The organism is Clostridium sp. C2-6-12 (assembly GCF_009928485.1).
GTDB lineage: Bacteria > Bacillota > Clostridia > Clostridiales > Clostridiaceae > Clostridium.
Genome location: NZ_JAABNP010000002.1, coordinates 40,154 through 59,595 on the forward strand (window position 1 = coordinate 40,154; position 19,442 = coordinate 59,595).

The following is a 19,442-nucleotide window of genomic DNA, read 5'->3' on the forward strand; positions in this document are numbered from 1 at the left end:
CGAAGAGAGAGAATGGTTGCTGTAAATTCTCATGAGATATATATGGAATGTAGCCTTTGAGTTTTTAATCGAAATCTTTTGCAGAGAGTAGAATTAAACGGATAGTCTACCGTTAAAAGGACAGTAATATCGGTTTTTAACCTGTATTATAATGAGTGTGTATTTAATTATACAAATTTAGGTGGTACCGCGATGATATCCTCTTCGTCCTATTAATATATAGGATGAGGAGTTTTTTATTACTGAAAATTAAAATATTTATGTTAGGAGTGATTGTTTTGAAATATAAAGGTTCAGAAATTGTAATTAAATTATTAGAAAATCAAGGCGTAGAATATATATCTGGTATTCCTGGTGGGTTTAATCTTCCACTTTATGATGCTCTTTACAATAGTAAAATTAAACATATATTAGCTCGCCACGAACAAGGAGCTGGTTTTATTGCACAAGGTATTTCTAGAAGCACAAATACAGTTGGAGTATGCTTTGCAACCTCTGGCCCTGGAGTTACAAACTTATTGACTGCTATTGCAGATGCAAAGCTTGATTCTATTCCTTTAATTGCAATTACAGGTCAAGTGCCCTTATCAGCAATTGGAACTGATGCTTTTCAAGAAGTTGATGCTTATGGATTAACTATACCTATTACAAAGCATAATTTTTTAATTAGAAATATAGATGAACTTTTCACAGTCATTCCCGAAGCTTTCAAAATAGCAGTTGAAGGAAGACCTGGTCCAGTACTTATTGATATTCCTAAGAATATTCAAAATCAAGTTATTGAATTAGATGAATTTCCTCCTAAGGCTTTAGAAGATAATATTACTAAACCAAAAAAAGATTTAAAGACTTCCACTCTTTACTGTATGGCTGAATTAATTAATAGTTCTAAAAGGCCTGTAATTTATGCAGGCGGAGGTGTTATTAATTCTAATGCCTGTAGTAGCTTATATGCTTTAGCTAATAAAAGCAATATTCCTGTTGCCTTAAGTCTTATGGGACTCGGAGCCTTTCCTTGTGAGAATGATTTGAGTCTTGGAATGCTGGGAATGCATGGCTCTCCTTTCACCAATTACTTACTTAATGAAGCTGATTTAATTTTAGCTTTAGGTGTTAGATTTGATGATAGAGCTACCGGAAATATAGATAAGTTTTGTCCTAATGCTTCTATTATTCACATTGATATTGATCCTTCAGAAATAAATAAAGTTAAAACAAGTAGTCTTTCTATGGTTGCCAATATTTATGATTTTATTGATACTATTCTTCCTCACATAGAAGCACAGCCTAGAAAATGCTGGACTGATAGAATTAAATTTTTTAAAGAGAAGTATCCCTTCCCTTCATATGATAACATGCTACATCCAGCTAATATAATACCTTTTATAGGCAGTAAAGCACCTAAAAATACTATTGTTGCTACAGATGTTGGACAACATCAAATGTGGGTTGCACAAAGATATCCATTTATCACACCAAAATCCTTATTGACCTCAAGCGGTCTTGGAACCATGGGCTTTGGACTTCCAGTTGCTTTAGGAGCAGCATTATCAAATAAAGATAAAACCATAATTTGTTTTAGTGGAGATGGGTCTATTTTAATGAATGTTCAAGAGCTTGCAACACTTGCTGATTTGAATCTTAATGTAAAAATATTCATATTAAATAATCATCATTTAGGATTAGTTCGTCAACAACAAGAATTATTTTATAATGAGCATTATATAGCATCTTCTTTTATATCGAATCCAAATTTTAAAATTATAGCTGAAGGCTTTGGAATTCCAGCTTGCGATTTAGGAAATGAAGAAGATCCTTTAAAAACTTTAGAAGAAATATTATCTAAGGATGGTCCATATTTAATTAATGTTCCAATTGAAGAAACAGAAAATGTTCTTCCAATGGTTCCTCCAGGTGGAGCAAACATAGAAATGATAGGCGGTGAAGCAATAAATGATTAATACTAATTTTTATCTTATTGAACTTGTTGTTAGAAACCATTCAGGTGTAATGAGCCATATTACTGGACTTTTTGCAAGACGTGCCTTTAATTTAGAAGGAATACTTTGTGCTCAAATAGGCGATGGTTCTACAAGTAAAATGTTTCTACTCGTTAAAAATGATTTTGTGTTGGACCAAATTATAAAGCAATTAGAAAAATTATATGACGTTTTAGAGGTTTCCCTCCATCAAGATTATGACCAAAATGTATTTGAAAATCTTGATAAGGTTCTTAAAATCAAACCTGAAGCTTAGAAATACTATACTATTAATATATAAACTCATTCAGTACAAAGTATGTACTGAATGAGTTTAAGTTTAATCAATTAAATAAGTTTTCTATAAACTAACTTGAAGTATTCTTATGATTTATTAGTTCTATTGGAGCAACACTTCATATCTTAATATGTTTTCACTTATTCTCCTAAAAACCTCTTTAAAAGCAAAATAGAAGTCATTTATAGTTATATTTTTTTCAGCTTCTAAAGCTTTATATAAATTATTTTTATTGAATTTCTTTTCTGATACATGAACTAAAAATGCATTTTCAAAATAATTGACAGCACTTTCTTCAAGTCTTCCTTTTATTGATTTTATTAACTTTTCTTTATCTTCTTTAGATATTTCACCTTCAACTGAAACAATAATTTTACTTTCATTAGAGTTAAATCCCACAGTATTATATCCATAATTCACAAGCATTTTTAATATTTTTTTACTGTCATTATAATCTCCACTTTTTAAACTAAAATCAATAATATTTTCCTGCTTCCTATTTATATTTTCACAAGAAATATGCTTATATTCCTTATAATCATCTTTCCTATTAAGAATAATTGAACGTATTTCACTATAATCATATTTATTATTGTCTTTATCTAATTTTTCACCTTCAATTATCTTATTCCATAAGTCAACTAAATAACTATTATATCTTTCATAAAGCATGCCCACTAAAGCTTGTACACTCATTCTTTCTTGATTTAATGATATATTTATTACCTTTTCCTTACTTGAGGATTTTATTTTAATTGTACTTTGAATTTCTTCACTTTCTTTTTTTATTCTAGCCAACAGATTTAAAAAATTATCATTTGTATTTAATGGTTTCAATGAGATTTCATCAAAATCTTTGAAATCTTCAGTTACTGTAATTTTCTCTGCAGATATTCCTAATTTTTTTGATATATTTGATTTAAAGATTTCTAAAAAGTCATCTTCCATATTAGCTGATTTTCTTTTAATTTCCTCAATGAGTAATTGATTTTCATAAGTACTAAATTTGCTTAAAAGATAAAATATTCTTTTACTTAAAGTTATGTCATTAATTTTTTCTTTAAAATTATAAGAATGTTCAAAGTCTTTATAAGATTTACCTACAACTATAAAAAGTTCCTTATAATCTTCACCTATACGTTTTTCAATTTTCTGAGTAACGCTTTCATATTTGTTTGCATTTGGCAAATATATAAAGACCTTTCCTGAATACTTTTCATTACTAGAAGGTACTTCAATATATGCTCTCTTAATCATTAACGCACATGAACTATTTGACCCATATAGAATTTCACATAATTTATTAAAATCCTCATTAGAATATTTACTTTCTTCCCCTGTATATTCATTAATGAATTCATATCCCTCAATTTGATCATCATAATATTCAAGAATTCTTTTTTTCCATTTTTCATATTGTTCCTTCATATTTATTTGGAATTCTTCAAAATATCTTTCCCATATTAAATCGTCTTCACAATCTAAGATTTCTTGCTCTTTAATATAATCAATTCTCTTTAACTCATAGAATAATCCTTGGAAATTTACTGTTTCAAATAAATCTTTTATATTATTCTTTTCAAAAAAATTATTCAAGGCTGACTCATAGAAACTCCCTAAGGCATAGATATAATTTTGCGTGAAATTTTCAACAAGACTTTCCTTATTCTCTTTTTCTAACCATTCTTCCTTCACAGCTGCTTCGTAAATTGATTTTAATATATTATCCCTGACTTCCTTAATAATTTCTTCTTCTTCCTTAAAATCTAAGTATACATTGACCAAATCATTCTTACATGATGAGCATAATAATTCAGTTGGGAAGCGATAGAAGCCATAATCATTTTTCAAATCAATTTTATTAAATAGATCTTGCTTTACAAGTAGTTTTTTTAAGTAATTTTTTTCAGCATTCTCCGAACCAATTATATTTATTCGAGTTTTTGTTTTATTTTCAAATTTTCCTTTTAGTGTATTCATAATATCCACCTCATCATATTAATTTAACCTGTTTCAACCTATTAATATAAATATTCCCTTTACTTAATATTTATTCCACTTTGTAACTGCGTCACCTGAGTTTGCTTATTTTACATTAATTATCTTTTATAGATATTTTCTTCTAAATACTTCCCTTTTTTAACAGGATAATTTATATTTATGTAGAATAATTAAAATGTGGGTATAAATTAATTAGGTATAAATAATAATAAATTGGAGTTGGTTACATGGGTGAAAATAATAATGTATTAGAAACTGTTAAATTACAAGAAAATTTACAAATAGTAAAAATAGATGACCTAAAGTTAGGAATGGTAATAGCTCAATCTATTGAAATTAGTAAAAATAAGACTATAGAAAAAGATACAAAGATAGAAGATACTTTATTAAAATTACTTCAAAATCAAGAGACTTTAGATGAAGTTGTGGTGTATAAAACAAAAAAATATTACAATCCAGCATTTGAAACTTTCGGTGATGAAGAATCAAATCCTAATGAAGCTAATAATAGAAAAACTACTGTTGCCGATACTGTTTCTATTATAGAAAAGAGCTTTAATTCAATAGCTGCAAGCTTAAATCAAACATTTTTTAATTTAGGTAATTATAAAACAAATAATATGGAGGAAATTAGAACAATATCTAAACAGCTTCAAGATAAAATGGGCAATTTAACTGCATTAATTAATGATATAGTTTTTTATGGCAGTGGTGCAGATACTATATATCGACATAGCATAAATGTTGCTGTTTTATGTAATCTTCTAGGAAAGTGGATAGGACTTGAAGATAAGAGAGTTCTATTATTGACTTATTCTGGTCTTTTACATGATATAGGAAAAACTCAAATAGATTCTAAAATTTTAAGTAACACTAATCCCTTAAGTGAAGAAGAATTAAAAATAGTTAAGTCTCATCCACTATTAGGATATAATATTGTTAAAGAAATTAATTTCTTAGATAAGTCTGTTGCTCAAGGCATATTGATGCATCATGAAAGGGTTGATGGAAGTGGATATCCTCTAGGTCTTGAAGGAGAAAAAATATCAACTTTTGGAAAAATAATTGGAATTGCTGATGTTTTCGATGCTATAAATTCAAATAGATCATATAGAAAAAAGAAATTACCTTTTGAAGCACTTGAAATAATTAAACAAGAAAGCTTTGGTAAATTAGATTATAATTATTGTAATATATTTTTACACCACATGTTTAGCTATTATGTAGGAAAAGATGTAATTTTAAATAATGACAAGAAAGCTCAAATAATTCAAATGGATATAAATAATTTAGATAGACCTTTGATTTTATTAGAGGAAAATTTCATTAAATTATCTGAACATAAAGATTTAGATATTAAAGAATTTGTTTTATAGTTTTTTATTTTAACTTTTTAAAATATAGAAATTATATTTTAAGTATAATCTAACGAACTTATAATTAACTTATAAATTATTATATATGTTATTTCAATACTAAAAAGTAGAGAATATCTGATTTAAAGTCAAATGTTCTCTACTTTTTAATTGTTTATAAATATTTCATTTTACTAATATTATATCTAATTAATTTATGATTATAAGAATTGCCATCCTTAAATTAAAGTTCAGCAAGCTTCTTATCTACAAGTTCCTTAGCTATCTTTGGATTTGCTTTACCTTTTGAAAGTTTCATTACTTGACCCATTAAGAATCCCGCACTTTGAGTCTTTCCAGCTTTAAAGTCCTCTACTGATTGTGGATTATTTGCAATTACTTCATCAACTATTTTTTCAAGTTCATCAGTTCCACTTATTTGCATAAGTCCCTTTTCTTCAATTATTTTCATTGGATCTTTATTTTCATCAAAGATTTCGTCAAGAACTTCTCTACCAACATTGTTGCTAATCTTTCCTTCTTCAACAACTTTAAGAAGCTTTGCAAAATTTTCTGCTTCAATAGTCATGTCTTCTGATTCAATCTTTTTGTCATTTAATATTCTTAAAATATCTCCAAGAATCCAGTTTGCAGCAATCTTAGGTTTAACACCAAGTTCAACTACTTTTTCAAAGAAGGTAGCAAGGGCTTTATCTCCTATTAGGATTTCTACTTCTTTCTCTGTAAGTTCATAGGCTTTTAAGAATCTTTCTCTCTTTTCATCTGGCATTTCAGGTAAAGAATCCTTAGCTGTTTCTATTTGTTCATCATATATTATTATTGGTGGAAGGTCTGGTTCAACAACATATCTATAATCATCTGCTTCTTCTTTAGTTCTCATAGATATTGTCTTACCTTTTGCTGCATCCCATCTTCTAGTTTCTTGAACTACTTTATGGCCTTCACCATAAGTGTAAAGCTCTCTTTGTCTTCTTTCTTCTTTTTCTAGAGCCTTTTGAAGTTCTCTAAATGAGTTGATATTTTTAAGCTCTACCTTAGTACCATATTCCTTTTGTCCTACTGGTCTTAATGAAATATTAGCATCACATCTTAAAGAACCTTGTTCCATACGACAATCTGAAATTTCACCATATTCTAAAATAGCTTTAAGTTTTTTCATAAATGCTACAGCTTCACCAACGCTTCTCATATCTGGTTCCGTAACTATTTCTGCTAGTGGCACACCAACTCTGTTGTAATCTATTAATGAAACTGGTTCACCTTCTACGTGGATAAGCTTTCCAGCATCTTCTTCTATATGAATTCTGTTTAATCTAACATTAACAGGTTTTCCTTCATATTCGAATTCAACATGACCTCCAGAACAAATTGGTAAATCAAATTGCGAAGTTTGATAGTTCTTTGGAAGGTCAGGATAGAAATAGTTTTTTCTGTCCATTTTATTATACTTATTTATAGTACAACCAAGTGCTGTACCTGCTTTTATAGCTAAATTTACAACTTCTTCATTAAGTACTGGAAGTGTTCCAGGAACTCCTGTACAAATTGGACATGTATTAGCATTAGGTTCTGCTCCAAATTTAGTTGAACAAGAGCAAAAAATCTTAGTTTTTGATTTTAACTCTGCATGTATTTCAAGTCCTATTACTGTTTCAAAATTCATTTTTTCACCCTCCTATAATTCAACAGCCAAAGCTTGTTCTAAGCTATATGCAGCTTTGAATATTTTTTCTTCACTAAGCATGTCACCTATTAATTGAACTCCTATTGGTAAACCTTCTTGGCTCTTTCCTGATGGAATTGATATAGCTGGGTTACCAGCTAAGTTAACATTAATAGTGTATATATCAGCTAAGTACATTGATAATGGATCAGAATTTTTTTCACCAATTTTAAAAGGTAATACTGGAGAAACTGGTCCTACAATTAAATCATATTTTTCAAAAGTCTTTTTAAGATCATGTCTTAATTTTTCTCTAAAAGAATCTGCTTTTTTATAATAAGCATCATAGTATCCAGATGCTAATGCATAAGTTCCAAGCATAATTCTTCTCTTAACTTCTGGTCCAAAACCTTCAGTTCTGCTGTTTTCCATTAATTCATCAACATTTGTGTAATTTTCAGATCTATAACCATATCTAATACCATCGTATCTATCTAAGTTTGTACTTGCTTCAGCAGATGATATTATATAATAAGCAGCTAAACCATCTTTCATAATTGGGAATGAGAAAGTTTCAACTTCTGCTCCAAGTTCCTTTAATTTTTCTATGCTGTTTTTTACAGATGCTTTTATTTCTTTATCTAAACCTTCACCAAAGAATTCTTCAGGAACTCCAATCTTCATTCCTTTAACTCCATCTTTTAATGAAGCAGTATAATCTACTTCTTTTAATTCTCTAATACTTGTTGAATCATATAAATCAGTACCAGCAATTATATTTAAAATATAAGCACTGTCTTCAACTGAATTAGAAAATGGTCCAATTTGGTCTAAAGAAGAACCAAAAGCAATAAGTCCAAATCTAGATACTAATCCATAAGTTGGTTTAAGACCTACAACTCCACAAAATGCAGCTGGTTGTCTGATAGATCCACCTGTATCAGAGCCTAAAGATACTGGTGCCATTTTTGCTGCAACTACAGCAGCTGAACCACCTGATGACCCACCTGGAACTCTTGATGTATCTCTTGGATTTAAAGTCTTCTTAAATGCTGAATTTTCATTAGAAGAACCCATTGCAAATTCATCCATGTTAGTCTTACCAATGATTATAGCATCTTCAGCTAATAATTTTTTTATTACAGTTGCATCATATGGTGGAATAAAATCTTCAAGCATTTTAGATGCACAAGTAGTATTTACTCCTTCAGTACAAATGTTGTCTTTAATTGCAATTGGAACACCTGCAAGCCTTCCTAAAGATTCTCCAGCTCTAACCTTAGCATCAATTTCTTTTGCTTTAGCTAAAGCAGCTTCACATTGAAGGCTTAAAAATGCATTAACTGTTGGTTCAGTTTTAGTAATTTCGTCAATATATGATTGAACTAGCGCTTCACTAGTTAATTCTCCACTTTTAATTTTATCTACCATTTCCTTAATATTCATTTTCATCCTATATCACCACCTATTCAATAATCTTTGGTACTTTAATATAAGTATCCTGCATATCTTTAACGTTTCTAAATAAATCTTTACATTCAAAAACTTTAACTTCATCTTTTCTAACGATTGGCTTTAATTCAGCCTTATAATCTTGATCATCTTTAATTTCTAAATCTAATTCATTTAAATATTGAAAATGCTCTAAAATATTTTCAAAATCCTTTGCAAATGCAGCTGCTTCTTCATCAGAAAACTTCAACTTAGAAAGCTGCGCTATATATTTTACTTCATCAATACTAACCTTCATGTTTTTCACCTCATTAAATTTTTGTCTTCATAAACTGTTTTTAAATCACTCTAATAACTTTTTAAACTTCATAAAAAGCTATTATCTTACTATATAATTTTTATCAAACTCCATAGGAGCTTTGCACTTCAATTGTTAATTGTTTTTTAAAGAAACTCGACTCGCATTCGCTCGCTGAGTAAGTTCGACTTACCAAATGTTCTTATAAGGAAGCTATCGCACTTTGGTTGCTGGCTAAGTTCGAAAATCGAAATATAAAATGCCCACAGGGAAAATTCATGTTTCCAAAGATAAAATTTGGACATTCACTTTTCGATTCTCACTTATCACTTAAGGAGTTAATCTCTTCATATCTCTTGGGAATAAAGAAGCCTCTCTTATATTTCCAAGTCCTAAAATTTGCATTGTTATTCTTTCAAGACCTATAGCAAATCCTCCATGTGGTGGCATACCATATTTGAATGTATTTAAGTAGAAATCAAAATCCTCTACCTTTATTCCCATTCTTTCCATTTTAGCTTTTAACGCTTCATAATCGTGTATTCTTTGACCACCTGTTGTAATTTCAACACCTTTAAAGATTAAATCGAAGCTCTTTGTGATTTCTGCATCATCTTCTCTTTCCATAGCATACATTGGTCTTTTTGCTGTTGGGTATTCTGTTAAGAATACAAAATCAGTGTTATATTTTTCTTTAATATATTTATGGAAAAGAGCTTCTCCTTCGTTATCGATGTTTCCAACTGGTGACTTTTTATTAAATTCTTTTAATAAAATATCTTGTGCTTCAGCTAATGGAATTCTTGGAATAGTTAACTGTTCTGGAAGTTCTACATTAAACATTTTTAATTCTTCGCTACATGTTTCTTTTAAGTGTTTATATAAGTAGTTTAAGAATTTTTCCTCAATATCCATAAGCTCTGTTTCATCTTTAATAAAGCCCATTTCAACGTCTAAACTCACATATTCATTTAAGTGTCTCCATGTGTTATGAAGTTCTGCTCTATATGCAAAACCTACTTCAAAAACTCTTTCAAATCCAGCTCCAACCATCATTTGTTTCCAGAATTGTGGACTTTGTGAAAGGAATGCTCTTCTGTTAAAGTAGTTAACAGTAAACACTTCTGATCCACCTTCAGTTCCTGAATGAGTTATTTTAGGTGTGTGAATTTCTTCAAAATAATTGCTCTTAAAGAATGCTCTAAATGCTGTTTCTATTTCATTTTGAACTTTGAAAATAGCTTTTTTCTTAGGAATTCTAAGACTTATTGTTCTAAAATCTAATTGAGTTTCAAGTGCTGCCTTGTCTTTATAGCTTTGAATTTCAAATGGAAGCTTATCGTAGAAAACCTTACCTGCAACTTCAATACTAGAAACTTCAATTTCCATTCCTCTTGGAGCTTTTTCATTTTCACGAACTATTCCTTTTACTTCAATTGCATTTTCAAGTCTCAATCCTTTAATTTGTTCTTTAGTGCAAACTAATTGAATTATTCCAGACTTATCTCTAAGCATAATAAAGGATACTTGTGACAGATCACGAATCTTATGCACCCATCCCTTTAATAATACTGTTTCTTCCCCATTTACTACTAAATCTTTAATATAAATTCTTTCCATGCGTCTTACTCCTTTTTCTATTTATTGCTTATTTTTACAATTGTTTTTTACAAAAGTTCTGTATTTTTATGCTTTTCTATATAATTTTATATACAAAAAAGTCCCTATGCATAATGCATAGGGACGAAATATCTTCGCGGTACCACCCTTGTTGGTTTTATAAAAAACCCACCTCTATTAAGTACAAAACATAAAATCTTATACCCTCCACTTTTAACGGTATGGACCCGGTTAAGTCTACTTTTATCTAGGAATCTAGTTAATTTCGGTTAACTGCTCCGAAGTGTTCTTCAATTCAGAACTCATACAGATATTCCACCATCATCTGCTCTCTTAAAATCATTCATTTGAATTTACTTTTCTTCATCATAGCATATATAAAATTACATTTTAAAACATTTATTTCTCTTCACTTGTAAGTTCTACCACTTACAAGATTCATTATATTGCATAATTATTTATAAATCAATACTTTTTTTAAAAATTTATTAATTAATCTTTTATTTATTAATTTCTTTCATAAACACATAGCGTCGTAACCCGCCATATTTCAATTTATCAGCCATAATATTATACCCAAGTTTCTCAAAGGTGTTTACACTAAATGTATTATCTGGTGCAGCTGTAGAACACATATATTTCATACCAGCATCTTTCCCAATTTGTTCAAGCATTTCACAAATTATTTTTTGAAGTTTATTTCCCCTAAAATCTTCTTTAACTACAGTTGATTCAATTTGCCCCACTTTTAATAGTTCTTCTCCTTGAATATTTATATCATAACCATAATTATGGTCTTCATATCCATATTCAATATATACTCCCATGGCTATTAATTGGTTATCTTTTAATGATATACATCCAATAATTTTACCATTATCTTTTATGGTATCTTCAAACTCTTCTTTATCAGTACAAGCATAAAAATCTTTATTAGCTAAACCCTCATAAATATTTTTTTGAAGGTCCATTATTTTATCCATATAACTTAAGTCTAATTCAATTAATTTAGCTTCTATTTCTTGTCCATCTTTTTTCTTTAAAATCATCTTATTCATCCCTTTTTGCAAGAATACGAACTTTTAATAGCCAATTCTTGCGAACCTCCTATTTAAATTAAGAGTAATTTTAATTTGATTTTATACTCTTATATTTTTATATTATACTATAACAATTCAAACAAAAAAATACTGACAAGAATTTCTCATCAGTAATATTTTTTAGCATAAAGCTTTTCGATTATTAATTTTAGGCACAATAACTTAGTAATGGACTCTAATTAACCAAAATTGTATTTTTTTATCGCTCCATCCTAAATCCCAAGGGACATTATTACGATCAGTGTTGTGACAGGTTACTAGTGAATATCCTTTTGAATCTACACCAGTAACTACAGATACATGCATTATATCTCCTTTTTTTTCATAGGCAACAAAATCACCTGGAAGTAATTTATATGAAGCCTTATATACTTTTTCATAACTACCTTTTGCTATAACAGAAGCTCTTCCACTATTTATCATATAATAAGTGAACTTTCCAGCATTTACCCATGGACCTGTAACACTGCCTTTATCGTAGTTCCACCCTGAAGTCTCCTTAAACTTTCCACCCTCATGAAGTATTTGTGAAGCAAAATTAGCACAGTCTCCTCCTTCAGAATTAAAATTTCTATATTTATTATTATATTTAAAATTAAATTCTTCTCCTGTAGCTGCTCCACAGAATTTTTGCGCATATTCTATAACACCTTTTCTTCTTTCGTTAATATTTGATATATCTCTAGGTGATTGAGTTTTAATGAATTCTTTAATTTCATCTGCTTTAATTGATTCTAAGCTCAGTGAATCTGCAAATGGATCTGTATACCACTCTTTAGTTATTATCCAATTGCCATTTTTCTTAGTTAGCTGAAGGGAATGATAGGTTCCTATCTTTGAACTATTAACTTGCTCAGGCTGGTCAGGGTAAATATACTTATATTCTGTGTTACATAATACGCTGAAGGAACATTTTTCTTCATTTATTTTAGACTTTTTTATTACAACTTTAGGAATAATATCAACAAAATTAATACCTTGTTTTTCTGCCCAGTTATTTATATATTTTATCTTTTTTTCTTCATATTCATATGCCCATTGACCAAGTTTTGAATCTGTAGCATAAAGTGTTTGTATTGAATCTAAATCTTTATTTAAAGCTGCTTTACTTTTTACTTTAAAAATATTGTTTACAAAATTTATAACTTCTTCATCTTTATTAATATCTCCTAAAACTATCTTTTCACTATTAAAATTAACTAAAGAAAACATTAACGTTATTAGTATTATTTTTATAAGTTTTGAGTGGTTACTTTTAAAGTGCAGCATAATTTATTCTCCTTAAAATGTATTTAGATTATTTATGTGGAAATCTATAAACCTTAAATTTTAATATATAACTTTAGTTTATTTTCTCATTTTACTATAATATTTATTCTAATTAATTTGATTATCAATTAAATCAATATACTTTTTAGAGTTTTCGTCTAATGGAACACCTTCATACCAATTCCCACCATTAAAATTATTGAAATATCTAGCTTTTAATATTATTTCTGGTCTATATTCAAAATGTAAAATGTCAAAATGGCACCATTTCCCACCCCAAACAAAATTATTTTTTTCAAAGGCTTCAACTAATTCTTTTGGGTACTCATTGATTCTCTCTTTTCCCTGTTTTTCTGAACTCCATTTCCAATAATCCCTTCTATCACTTTTTAAATCAATAGCAATACCATAAGAATGAGGACTTAATCTTCCTGTACCTGAAATAACTCGATAATTATAAGTTCCACTTGCTGGGTAAAGTATACTTCCTATATCAGCTCTACCTTTACTTAATGGTATAACTTCTTTTAAAGCACTCTCTAAAGACAAATTAGCTTTATTTTTCCCATTAAATTGATAATTTGTATATCCATATTTTAAACTCACAAGATTTTTTTCTATAGCTCCTTTTGAATTTCCATAAACTTCATTAAGAAAACCATAATGCCTAACTCTTCCTGGATCAAATCCTTTAGCCAAGAGTTCTGTATTTTTTTCAAGTGGATAATTTTGTTCTAACATATCTTGAAGATCAGGATTTACCATTTTTTCTTCAGAATTCTTTTGTTTATTATCATCGTAAAGTATTTTCTTTCCAGATTTCATAATTAAGTACACTTCATTATCATTTTTCTTTTCAATTCCTGTTATGAAATCTGGATAAGCCATCATAAGAATTAATATATCCTGCTTCATTTCGGTTTTGTAATCCTTTTCCTCTTTGCCTTTTGTATTAACAGGAATATTAATAATAATCAATAAAAAAACTATAAAAACACTTAATCTTTTTATCACTTATTTGCACCACCTTTTAAATCCTATAAATATATACTGTCCCAATACCGAATATACTATGTAGTAATTTGGCATAAAAAAATAGCAAATTAAACTAATATTTAACCTGCTATTTGTTAATTGCTTTTTCTATTAAAAACATTATTATATTATGAATATTTTAAGAATTATTTTTTATGAAACTAGAATCTTTTATGCTTTGCAAGCTTTTTTATTCACCAATTTTATCATAAAAATCTAATACTTGTTTTAAATACGGCTTTTGAATTTCATCTTTTTCTAAATATATTTCATGCCTAGAATCATCTATTTTTATTATTTTACAGCTCTTTGCACCTTCAGCAAATTTATTTTGGCCTTCTGGCTTAACATAAGTATCCTTTCCTGCTTGAAATAACAACACAGGTATTTCAACCTTTGAAGCATTTTCTTTTTTAGTAATTTCCTTAGTTGCTTTAAATGCTTCACTTGTCCAATTATAACTTGCGCCGCCTCTTTGAAGTTCCTTATTTTTATCAGTAATATTATGACTATAATCATATCTCTTAACTGAGCTTGTACCAATTTTTTCAGGATTATATTGTGAAGTATATGGCCCTTTACCAATTACATATTTTCCACCATTACCTATTGCAACTTGGATACTGACAATTATGTCCGCTAAAAATTTAGGTATATTTCCAGTATGAACTTCAAGCATTGGTGCATTTAAAACTGCTCCATTAAAATAATCTGGATAATCTTCTAAAAACTTAGTTCCAATTGCTCCGCCCATTGAATGTCCATATAAAAGCATCTTTTTCCCATCATTATTGGGCATTACTACTTCATCCATAAAGACTTTAAAATCAGTAACATATTGATTAAAACTCCCAACATTTAATTGGGTTTTATCTGCAATTCCTAGTGTCCCAGATCTTCCATGACCTCTATGTTCAATTCCAAACACATTATATCCATTTTTCATAAAATAATAAATTAATTCATGATATCTTTCTAAATTTTCAGTATATCCGTGACATAGTACTATATTACCTTTTGGATTATCAACTTTATATTTTTCATAATAAAGCTTTACTCCTTCATCACCATCTATGTATCCAGGTTCAAGTCTGCTATTTATGTATGGCTCAACTGTTTTTTCCATATCTTCAGTATAGTTATTTTCAGATATATAAATTTCATCTAATAAATTTTCAGTTTCTTCTGCCCAGGCAATTTTATTAGAATAACCTATTCCAGAAAATAGTTGGAAAATCAATAAAAACAGTGTTAATAGTATTTTAAAATTATTCTTAGCACTTTTATAGTTTTTAATCACTATTTCAATTCCTCCCTTGACTGCCTGTCATAAATATATTTCTAGAAAAAAATCTAGTTGAAATTAAAAAGTATTCTTATTCAAGAATAGAAATTACCCATTTACCACATGCAGTACACTTATGAACTGTTATAACAAATAAATCAAATTTCTTATTCATTGCCATGATTCCCATAGCATCTCTTTCATCCTTTGTTACAAACTGGTCATCTTCATCAATATATCCAATAATCTCTACTAAATGATTCTTTTTAGTTTTATCACAACAACCATTAGAACCAGCAATTTGTATTGTTTCATAATCTAAATCTGGACTTAACTCTTGTAATATTTCTATTATATCCTCATAATCTTTTATATCTTCTACAAAATCCTCTTCATAAAAAACTAAATCCTTAACTTGAAAAATCTTATTCATTTTTATCTCCATTCCTTTGTTACAATAATTTAATGTCTTTGTTTATCTATTCATTATAATATTGAGAAGGGCTTTTATCAATAAAAATTAACTACCGTCTGCCAAAGCAAATGGTAGTCAATATAAAAACTTATTTAATTTATCTCTCTTACTATCTCATATATAGTAATATTAGATTTTAAATTTAGATACAAATTCTGTAAGAGCATCCACACTTCCCTTTATTGAATATGTTTGATTTGTTATATCATCAACTAATTCAACTACATTAGTTGTTTTTTCTGCAATAGTTGAAGTTCCTTCTGCTCCTTCGCTTGTTGCAGTTGTAATTCCATCTAAGGACACAACAATATTTTTCATAAGCTTTGCAATTTCTTCAGTCGCCTTGCTAAATTCAGATGATAAGTTATAAATAGCCTCTGCATCCCTATTATATTTTTCTCCTACTTCAACCATAGAATTATAATCATTTTTTACTCGTTTATCTATAAATTCTAATATTTCATTAGAGCTTGAAGCAAGATTTTCCACTGACTCTAACACAACTTGAGTAACACCTTGTATCTCATTAACAGTTTTTTCTGAATCCTCTGCCAATTTCCCTATTTCTTGAGCAACTACTGCAAAGCCTTTACCTGCTTCTCCTGCTCTAGCCGCTTCTATAGATGCATTTAATGCAAGAAGATTTGTTTGAGACGTTATTTGCAGAATAGCTTCAGATAACGTTTTTATTTGTTCAACTGATTTGGATTTTTCTATTGCTTCTCTTAAATTCTTATTAGTTGAGAAGTATATATCATCAGCAGTATTTTTTGATTCAACTGCTTTGGATTTTATTTCATTAGCTCTATTACTAATTTCATTTGATGTTAAAGCGCTTTCTTTTGCCTTAGAATCAATGATTTGAATTGTATTTTGAATTTGTGTGGATACAGCATTCATTTCTTGTGTTGATGCTGAAGTTTCTTCCATTCCTGCTGAAAGTTCTTCAGTTGTAGCTGAAACATCCTGCATTTGATTAGTAAGCTTTGTCATATTGCTTTCAGTATTTCCAACTATTTTTTCAATACTAATTGATTCATTAACTACAGATTTTAATGTTTCCTTTATAGCTTTTTGCATTTTATCTAAAGCTCTTAACATATCACCAACTTCGTCTTTACTTTTTAATAATTCTGGTGATACTTCTGTTGTAAAATCTCCTTCTGAAACTATTCCTAAATACTTAGTTGCTGCTTTTAACGAAGATGTAATTGGTTTTACAATTAAAACTGTAAGTATTATTCCAAGAATAATAGCTACACATAAAATTGATAATAATGTTGAAACAGTTTGTTTATTAGTACTTTCTGTACTTATGTATGTATCATCAGCTTTTGCTAAATGAGCTTTAAGCAATGCATTTGCAACAGTTCTAAATCCATCTAATACTGGCTCATTAGCATTTATATAATCATAAATTTCTTCTGATTTAACATTCCCAGTAGAAGCCATATCTTTTATTTTTAAACAAACCTTTTTATATTCTGGCAAATTTCCCTCTAGTTTAGCAATAGCATCTTTTTCTTCTTGATTTAAATTTAATGCTTTATATGCATTAACTTGCTTTTCAATACCATTTAATTTATTATCCATTTCATCTAGATATTTTTTTTGTCCATCAAGATTACCATTATTCAAAGTAATATTTAATAAATCAAATTGACAAGTTCTTGCTTGAATTCTCATATCATCCATTATATTTATGGCTTTCATATGATCATTATACATTTTTGATAGATTGTTGTTAGAATTTTTAGTAAAGTAATACCCCGATGCCCCAAGAATAAAAGTTAGTAATAACAATACAAAGGATAACAATGTTACCTTGTAAAACACTTTTAAATTCTTTATCATTTTTAAATCTCAACTCCTAATATAATATAGTGCAGCATATTTTAAGCTATTCCCTAACATTTGACTCAAAATATGCATAACTATTAAATTATAGCACACTTCTCCAAATTATGCATATCATAAATATTTAATCAAACTTTTAAACTTTGTGAATTTTCATTTCATTATCTACATCTATAGTCATATCTTCTAGTTTCATACCATTTATGCTGACATTTTTAAATGTAAGACCTTTAATATTTTGAAGAACTGATTCACCTTCAACTCCATTTAATATTGCATCTTCAATTATAATATTTTCAATTTGAGCATCTTCAAAGCCTTTTAAAAATAATGGATATTTTGCTTCAATACTTTCTCCTTCAACAGTCTTAATATTTGATAATCTAATGTTTCTTAAAATAGGTTTATGCTTTCCATTTGTTCCTTCTTCATAGAAGAAATCTGCATGGATAACTGAAATTTTTGATTTATTTACAGTACTATTCTTTACGAAAATATTTTCAAGCTTTCCGCCTCTTTCAGCATTTGTCTTAAATCTAATTGGATAATCTAGTTCTTTACTATCAAAGTAATTATCATGTGCAAATACATCATTCACTCCACCTGATATTTCACTTCCAATAGTTACTCCGCCATGTCCATCTTTAAATTCATTATTTCTAATAATAATATTTTCACATGGAACACCAATATTTCTTCCATCATTATTTCTTCCTGATTTTATTGCAATACAATCATCGCCTGTTAAGAAGAAACAATTTTCTATTATTATGTCTTTACATGATTCAGGATCTACTCCATCATTATTGTAAAGATTAGTTTCTATTCTTATTCCAGAAACCTTTATGTTTTCACAAAGAACAGGATTTACTTCCCAAAATGGAGAATTTAAAATAGTAATATCTTGAATTAAAATATTTTTAGTTTTATATGGTTGAATAAATGGTGGTCTTATTGTAGATATATCCTCTCTAAAGATTCTTTCTGTGCGCACATCTGCATTGTTTTTACATAAATCAAACAATCTTTCTCTTTGTATTTGTTGATCTTCTTCATTAAAAAACCCAAATTTCCATGGCATCCAGTTAAATTCATCAGCACATCCATCTAATATACCTTTTCCTGTAATTGCAATATTTTTTTCATCATAACTGTAAATGAAAGGTGAAAAATTCATCATTTCAACACCTTCCCATCTAGTATAAACCAAAGGATAAAACTCATTAGTCTTATTTCTAACAAATTTTAAAATTGCGTTTCCTTCAATATGTAATTCTACGTTACTTTTTAGATTAATAGCTCCAGTATAATATACATTAGGATTTTTTGAATCCTCACTTCCTTTAACTATAACTCTTCCACCGCCATTAACAGTTGCTTCATCTATAGCTGCTTGTATGACATTCCCATAAAATTCTATTTCTCTAGTATTTTTTATTAGAGATTTTCCAGTATACTCTTTGTCTTGTTTTAATTCTTTTTTACTGCCTTTATAAATTCCATCTGGATGAGTTAAATATTCTTCTTTGATGTTTTTTATTAGGTGTCTATATTTATCATCTAAAATGCTATATTCTGTTTTTCCTTTAAAATCAGGTATGTTTTCGTTTACCTTTCTTTCGATCTTTTCATATAATTCTTCATTCCATTGTAATTTATCCATTATATATACCTCCATTATTTCAATACTATTTTAATTAATTTCGCATTTATTTTAATTTTAAGTTAGATATA

15 protein-coding genes and 2 other annotated features (1 of these 17 cut by a window edge) are annotated in these 19,442 nt (G+C 28.5%); of the genes, 3 read left to right on the forward strand and 12 right to left on the reverse strand.

The window, feature by feature from the left end; all coding sequences use genetic code 11:
* Positions 1–215 (forward strand) — a binding site (T-box leader) (it extends 40 nt beyond the left edge of the window).
* A 63-nt stretch (positions 216–278) separates the two neighbouring features.
* Together ilvB and ilvN are read left to right on the forward strand one after the other, a co-directional pair.
* Positions 279–1,961, forward strand: coding sequence for a biosynthetic-type acetolactate synthase large subunit (gene ilvB, locus GXK56_RS01790; RefSeq protein WP_160684117.1), 1,683 nt, complete (start codon positions 279–281; stop codon positions 1,959–1,961).
* Complete coding sequence (gene ilvN, locus GXK56_RS01795) at positions 1,954–2,256, forward strand: acetolactate synthase small subunit (protein ID WP_160684120.1); 303 nt, start codon at positions 1,954–1,956, stop codon at positions 2,254–2,256. The genes ilvB and ilvN overlap by 8 nt, the downstream gene beginning before the upstream one ends.
* 123 nt (positions 2,257–2,379) lie before the next feature.
* Here the strand turns inward: ilvN and GXK56_RS01800 are convergent, their stop codons facing one another.
* Entirely contained in the window at positions 2,380–4,257 is a 1,878-nt protein-coding gene (locus tag GXK56_RS01800; protein WP_160684123.1) for a hypothetical protein, read from the reverse strand.
* Positions 4,258–4,505: 248 nt separating this feature from the next.
* Between GXK56_RS01800 and GXK56_RS01805 the strand changes: the two genes are divergently transcribed.
* Positions 4,506–5,654, forward strand: coding sequence for an HD-GYP domain-containing protein (locus tag GXK56_RS01805; RefSeq protein WP_160684126.1), 1,149 nt, complete (start codon positions 4,506–4,508; stop codon positions 5,652–5,654).
* A gap of 223 nt (positions 5,655–5,877) precedes the next feature.
* On the opposite strand, the gene gatB is transcribed toward GXK56_RS01805, so the two are convergent.
* The 11 genes from gatB to GXK56_RS01860 all read right to left on the reverse strand — a co-directional run bounded on the left by gatB (position 5,878) and on the right by GXK56_RS01860 (position 19,371).
* Entirely contained in the window at positions 5,878–7,317 is a 1,440-nt protein-coding gene (gatB, locus tag GXK56_RS01810) for an Asp-tRNA(Asn)/Glu-tRNA(Gln) amidotransferase subunit GatB (protein WP_160684129.1), read from the reverse strand.
* A 12-nt stretch (positions 7,318–7,329) separates the two neighbouring features.
* Entirely contained in the window at positions 7,330–8,769 is a 1,440-nt protein-coding gene (gene gatA, locus GXK56_RS01815) for an Asp-tRNA(Asn)/Glu-tRNA(Gln) amidotransferase subunit GatA (protein ID WP_160684132.1), read from the reverse strand.
* A 13-nt stretch (positions 8,770–8,782) separates the two neighbouring features.
* Entirely contained in the window at positions 8,783–9,067 is a 285-nt protein-coding gene (gene gatC / locus GXK56_RS01820; protein WP_160684135.1) for an Asp-tRNA(Asn)/Glu-tRNA(Gln) amidotransferase subunit GatC, read from the reverse strand.
* 330 nt (positions 9,068–9,397) lie between these two features.
* Complete coding sequence (aspS, locus tag GXK56_RS01825; protein WP_160684138.1) at positions 9,398–10,687, reverse strand: aspartate--tRNA(Asn) ligase; 1,290 nt, start codon at positions 10,685–10,687, stop codon at positions 9,398–9,400.
* Between the two features lie 116 nt (positions 10,688–10,803).
* Positions 10,804–11,066, reverse strand: a binding site (T-box leader).
* A gap of 121 nt (positions 11,067–11,187) precedes the next feature.
* On the reverse strand, positions 11,188–11,745 hold the full coding sequence (locus tag GXK56_RS01830; protein ID WP_160684141.1) for a GNAT family N-acetyltransferase: 558 nt from the start codon (positions 11,743–11,745) through the stop codon (positions 11,188–11,190).
* Between the two features lie 204 nt (positions 11,746–11,949).
* The gene (locus tag GXK56_RS01835; protein ID WP_160684144.1) at positions 11,950–13,056 is read right to left on the reverse strand and encodes an amidase domain-containing protein; all 1,107 of its coding nucleotides are present in this window, start codon (positions 13,054–13,056) and stop codon (positions 11,950–11,952) included.
* Positions 13,057–13,164: 108 nt separating this feature from the next.
* Positions 13,165–14,067, reverse strand: a complete 903-nt coding sequence (locus GXK56_RS01840) for a M15 family metallopeptidase (RefSeq protein ID WP_202127812.1) — start codon at positions 14,065–14,067, stop codon at positions 13,165–13,167.
* Positions 14,068–14,281: 214 nt separating this feature from the next.
* Positions 14,282–15,391: an alpha/beta hydrolase gene (locus tag GXK56_RS01845; protein ID WP_160684150.1), complete on the reverse strand. Its 1,110-nt coding sequence runs from the start codon at positions 15,389–15,391 to the stop codon at positions 14,282–14,284.
* Between the two features lie 76 nt (positions 15,392–15,467).
* Entirely contained in the window at positions 15,468–15,809 is a 342-nt protein-coding gene (locus tag GXK56_RS01850; RefSeq protein ID WP_160684153.1) for a hypothetical protein, read from the reverse strand.
* A 171-nt stretch (positions 15,810–15,980) separates the two neighbouring features.
* Positions 15,981–17,705 (reverse strand): methyl-accepting chemotaxis protein, encoded by a 1,725-nt coding sequence (locus GXK56_RS01855; protein WP_160684156.1) that lies wholly within the window; start codon positions 17,703–17,705, stop codon positions 15,981–15,983.
* Between the two features lie 139 nt (positions 17,706–17,844).
* Entirely contained in the window at positions 17,845–19,371 is a 1,527-nt protein-coding gene (locus GXK56_RS01860; RefSeq protein ID WP_160684159.1) for a glycoside hydrolase family 28 protein, read from the reverse strand.
* Between the last annotated feature and the right edge of the window lie 71 nt (positions 19,372–19,442).

Excerpts from the sequence above, each read along its gene's own strand:
- GXK56_RS01800 (WP_160684123.1), bottom strand. The coding sequence starts at position 4,257 with ATGAATACACTAAAAGGAAAATTTGAAAATAAAACAAAAACTCGAATA.
- ilvN (WP_160684120.1), top strand. The coding sequence starts at position 1,954 with ATGATTAATACTAATTTTTATCTTATTGAACTTGTTGTTAGAAACCAT.
- GXK56_RS01835 (WP_160684144.1), bottom strand. The coding sequence starts at position 13,056 with ATGCTGCACTTTAAAAGTAACCACTCAAAACTTATAAAAATAATACTA.
- GXK56_RS01855 (WP_160684156.1), bottom strand. The coding sequence starts at position 17,705 with ATGATAAAGAATTTAAAAGTGTTTTACAAGGTAACATTGTTATCCTTT.
- gatB (WP_160684129.1), bottom strand. The coding sequence starts at position 7,317 with ATGAATTTTGAAACAGTAATAGGACTTGAAATACATGCAGAGTTAAAA.
- aspS (WP_160684138.1), bottom strand. The coding sequence starts at position 10,687 with ATGGAAAGAATTTATATTAAAGATTTAGTAGTAAATGGGGAAGAAACA.
- GXK56_RS01830 (WP_160684141.1), bottom strand. The coding sequence starts at position 11,745 with ATGAATAAGATGATTTTAAAGAAAAAAGATGGACAAGAAATAGAAGCT.
- gatA (WP_160684132.1), bottom strand. The coding sequence starts at position 8,769 with ATGAAAATGAATATTAAGGAAATGGTAGATAAAATTAAAAGTGGAGAA.
- GXK56_RS01805 (WP_160684126.1), top strand. The coding sequence starts at position 4,506 with ATGGGTGAAAATAATAATGTATTAGAAACTGTTAAATTACAAGAAAAT.
- GXK56_RS01860 (WP_160684159.1), bottom strand. The coding sequence starts at position 19,371 with ATGGATAAATTACAATGGAATGAAGAATTATATGAAAAGATCGAAAGA.
- GXK56_RS01850 (WP_160684153.1), bottom strand. The coding sequence starts at position 15,809 with ATGAATAAGATTTTTCAAGTTAAGGATTTAGTTTTTTATGAAGAGGAT.
- gatC (WP_160684135.1), bottom strand. The coding sequence starts at position 9,067 with ATGAAGGTTAGTATTGATGAAGTAAAATATATAGCGCAGCTTTCTAAG.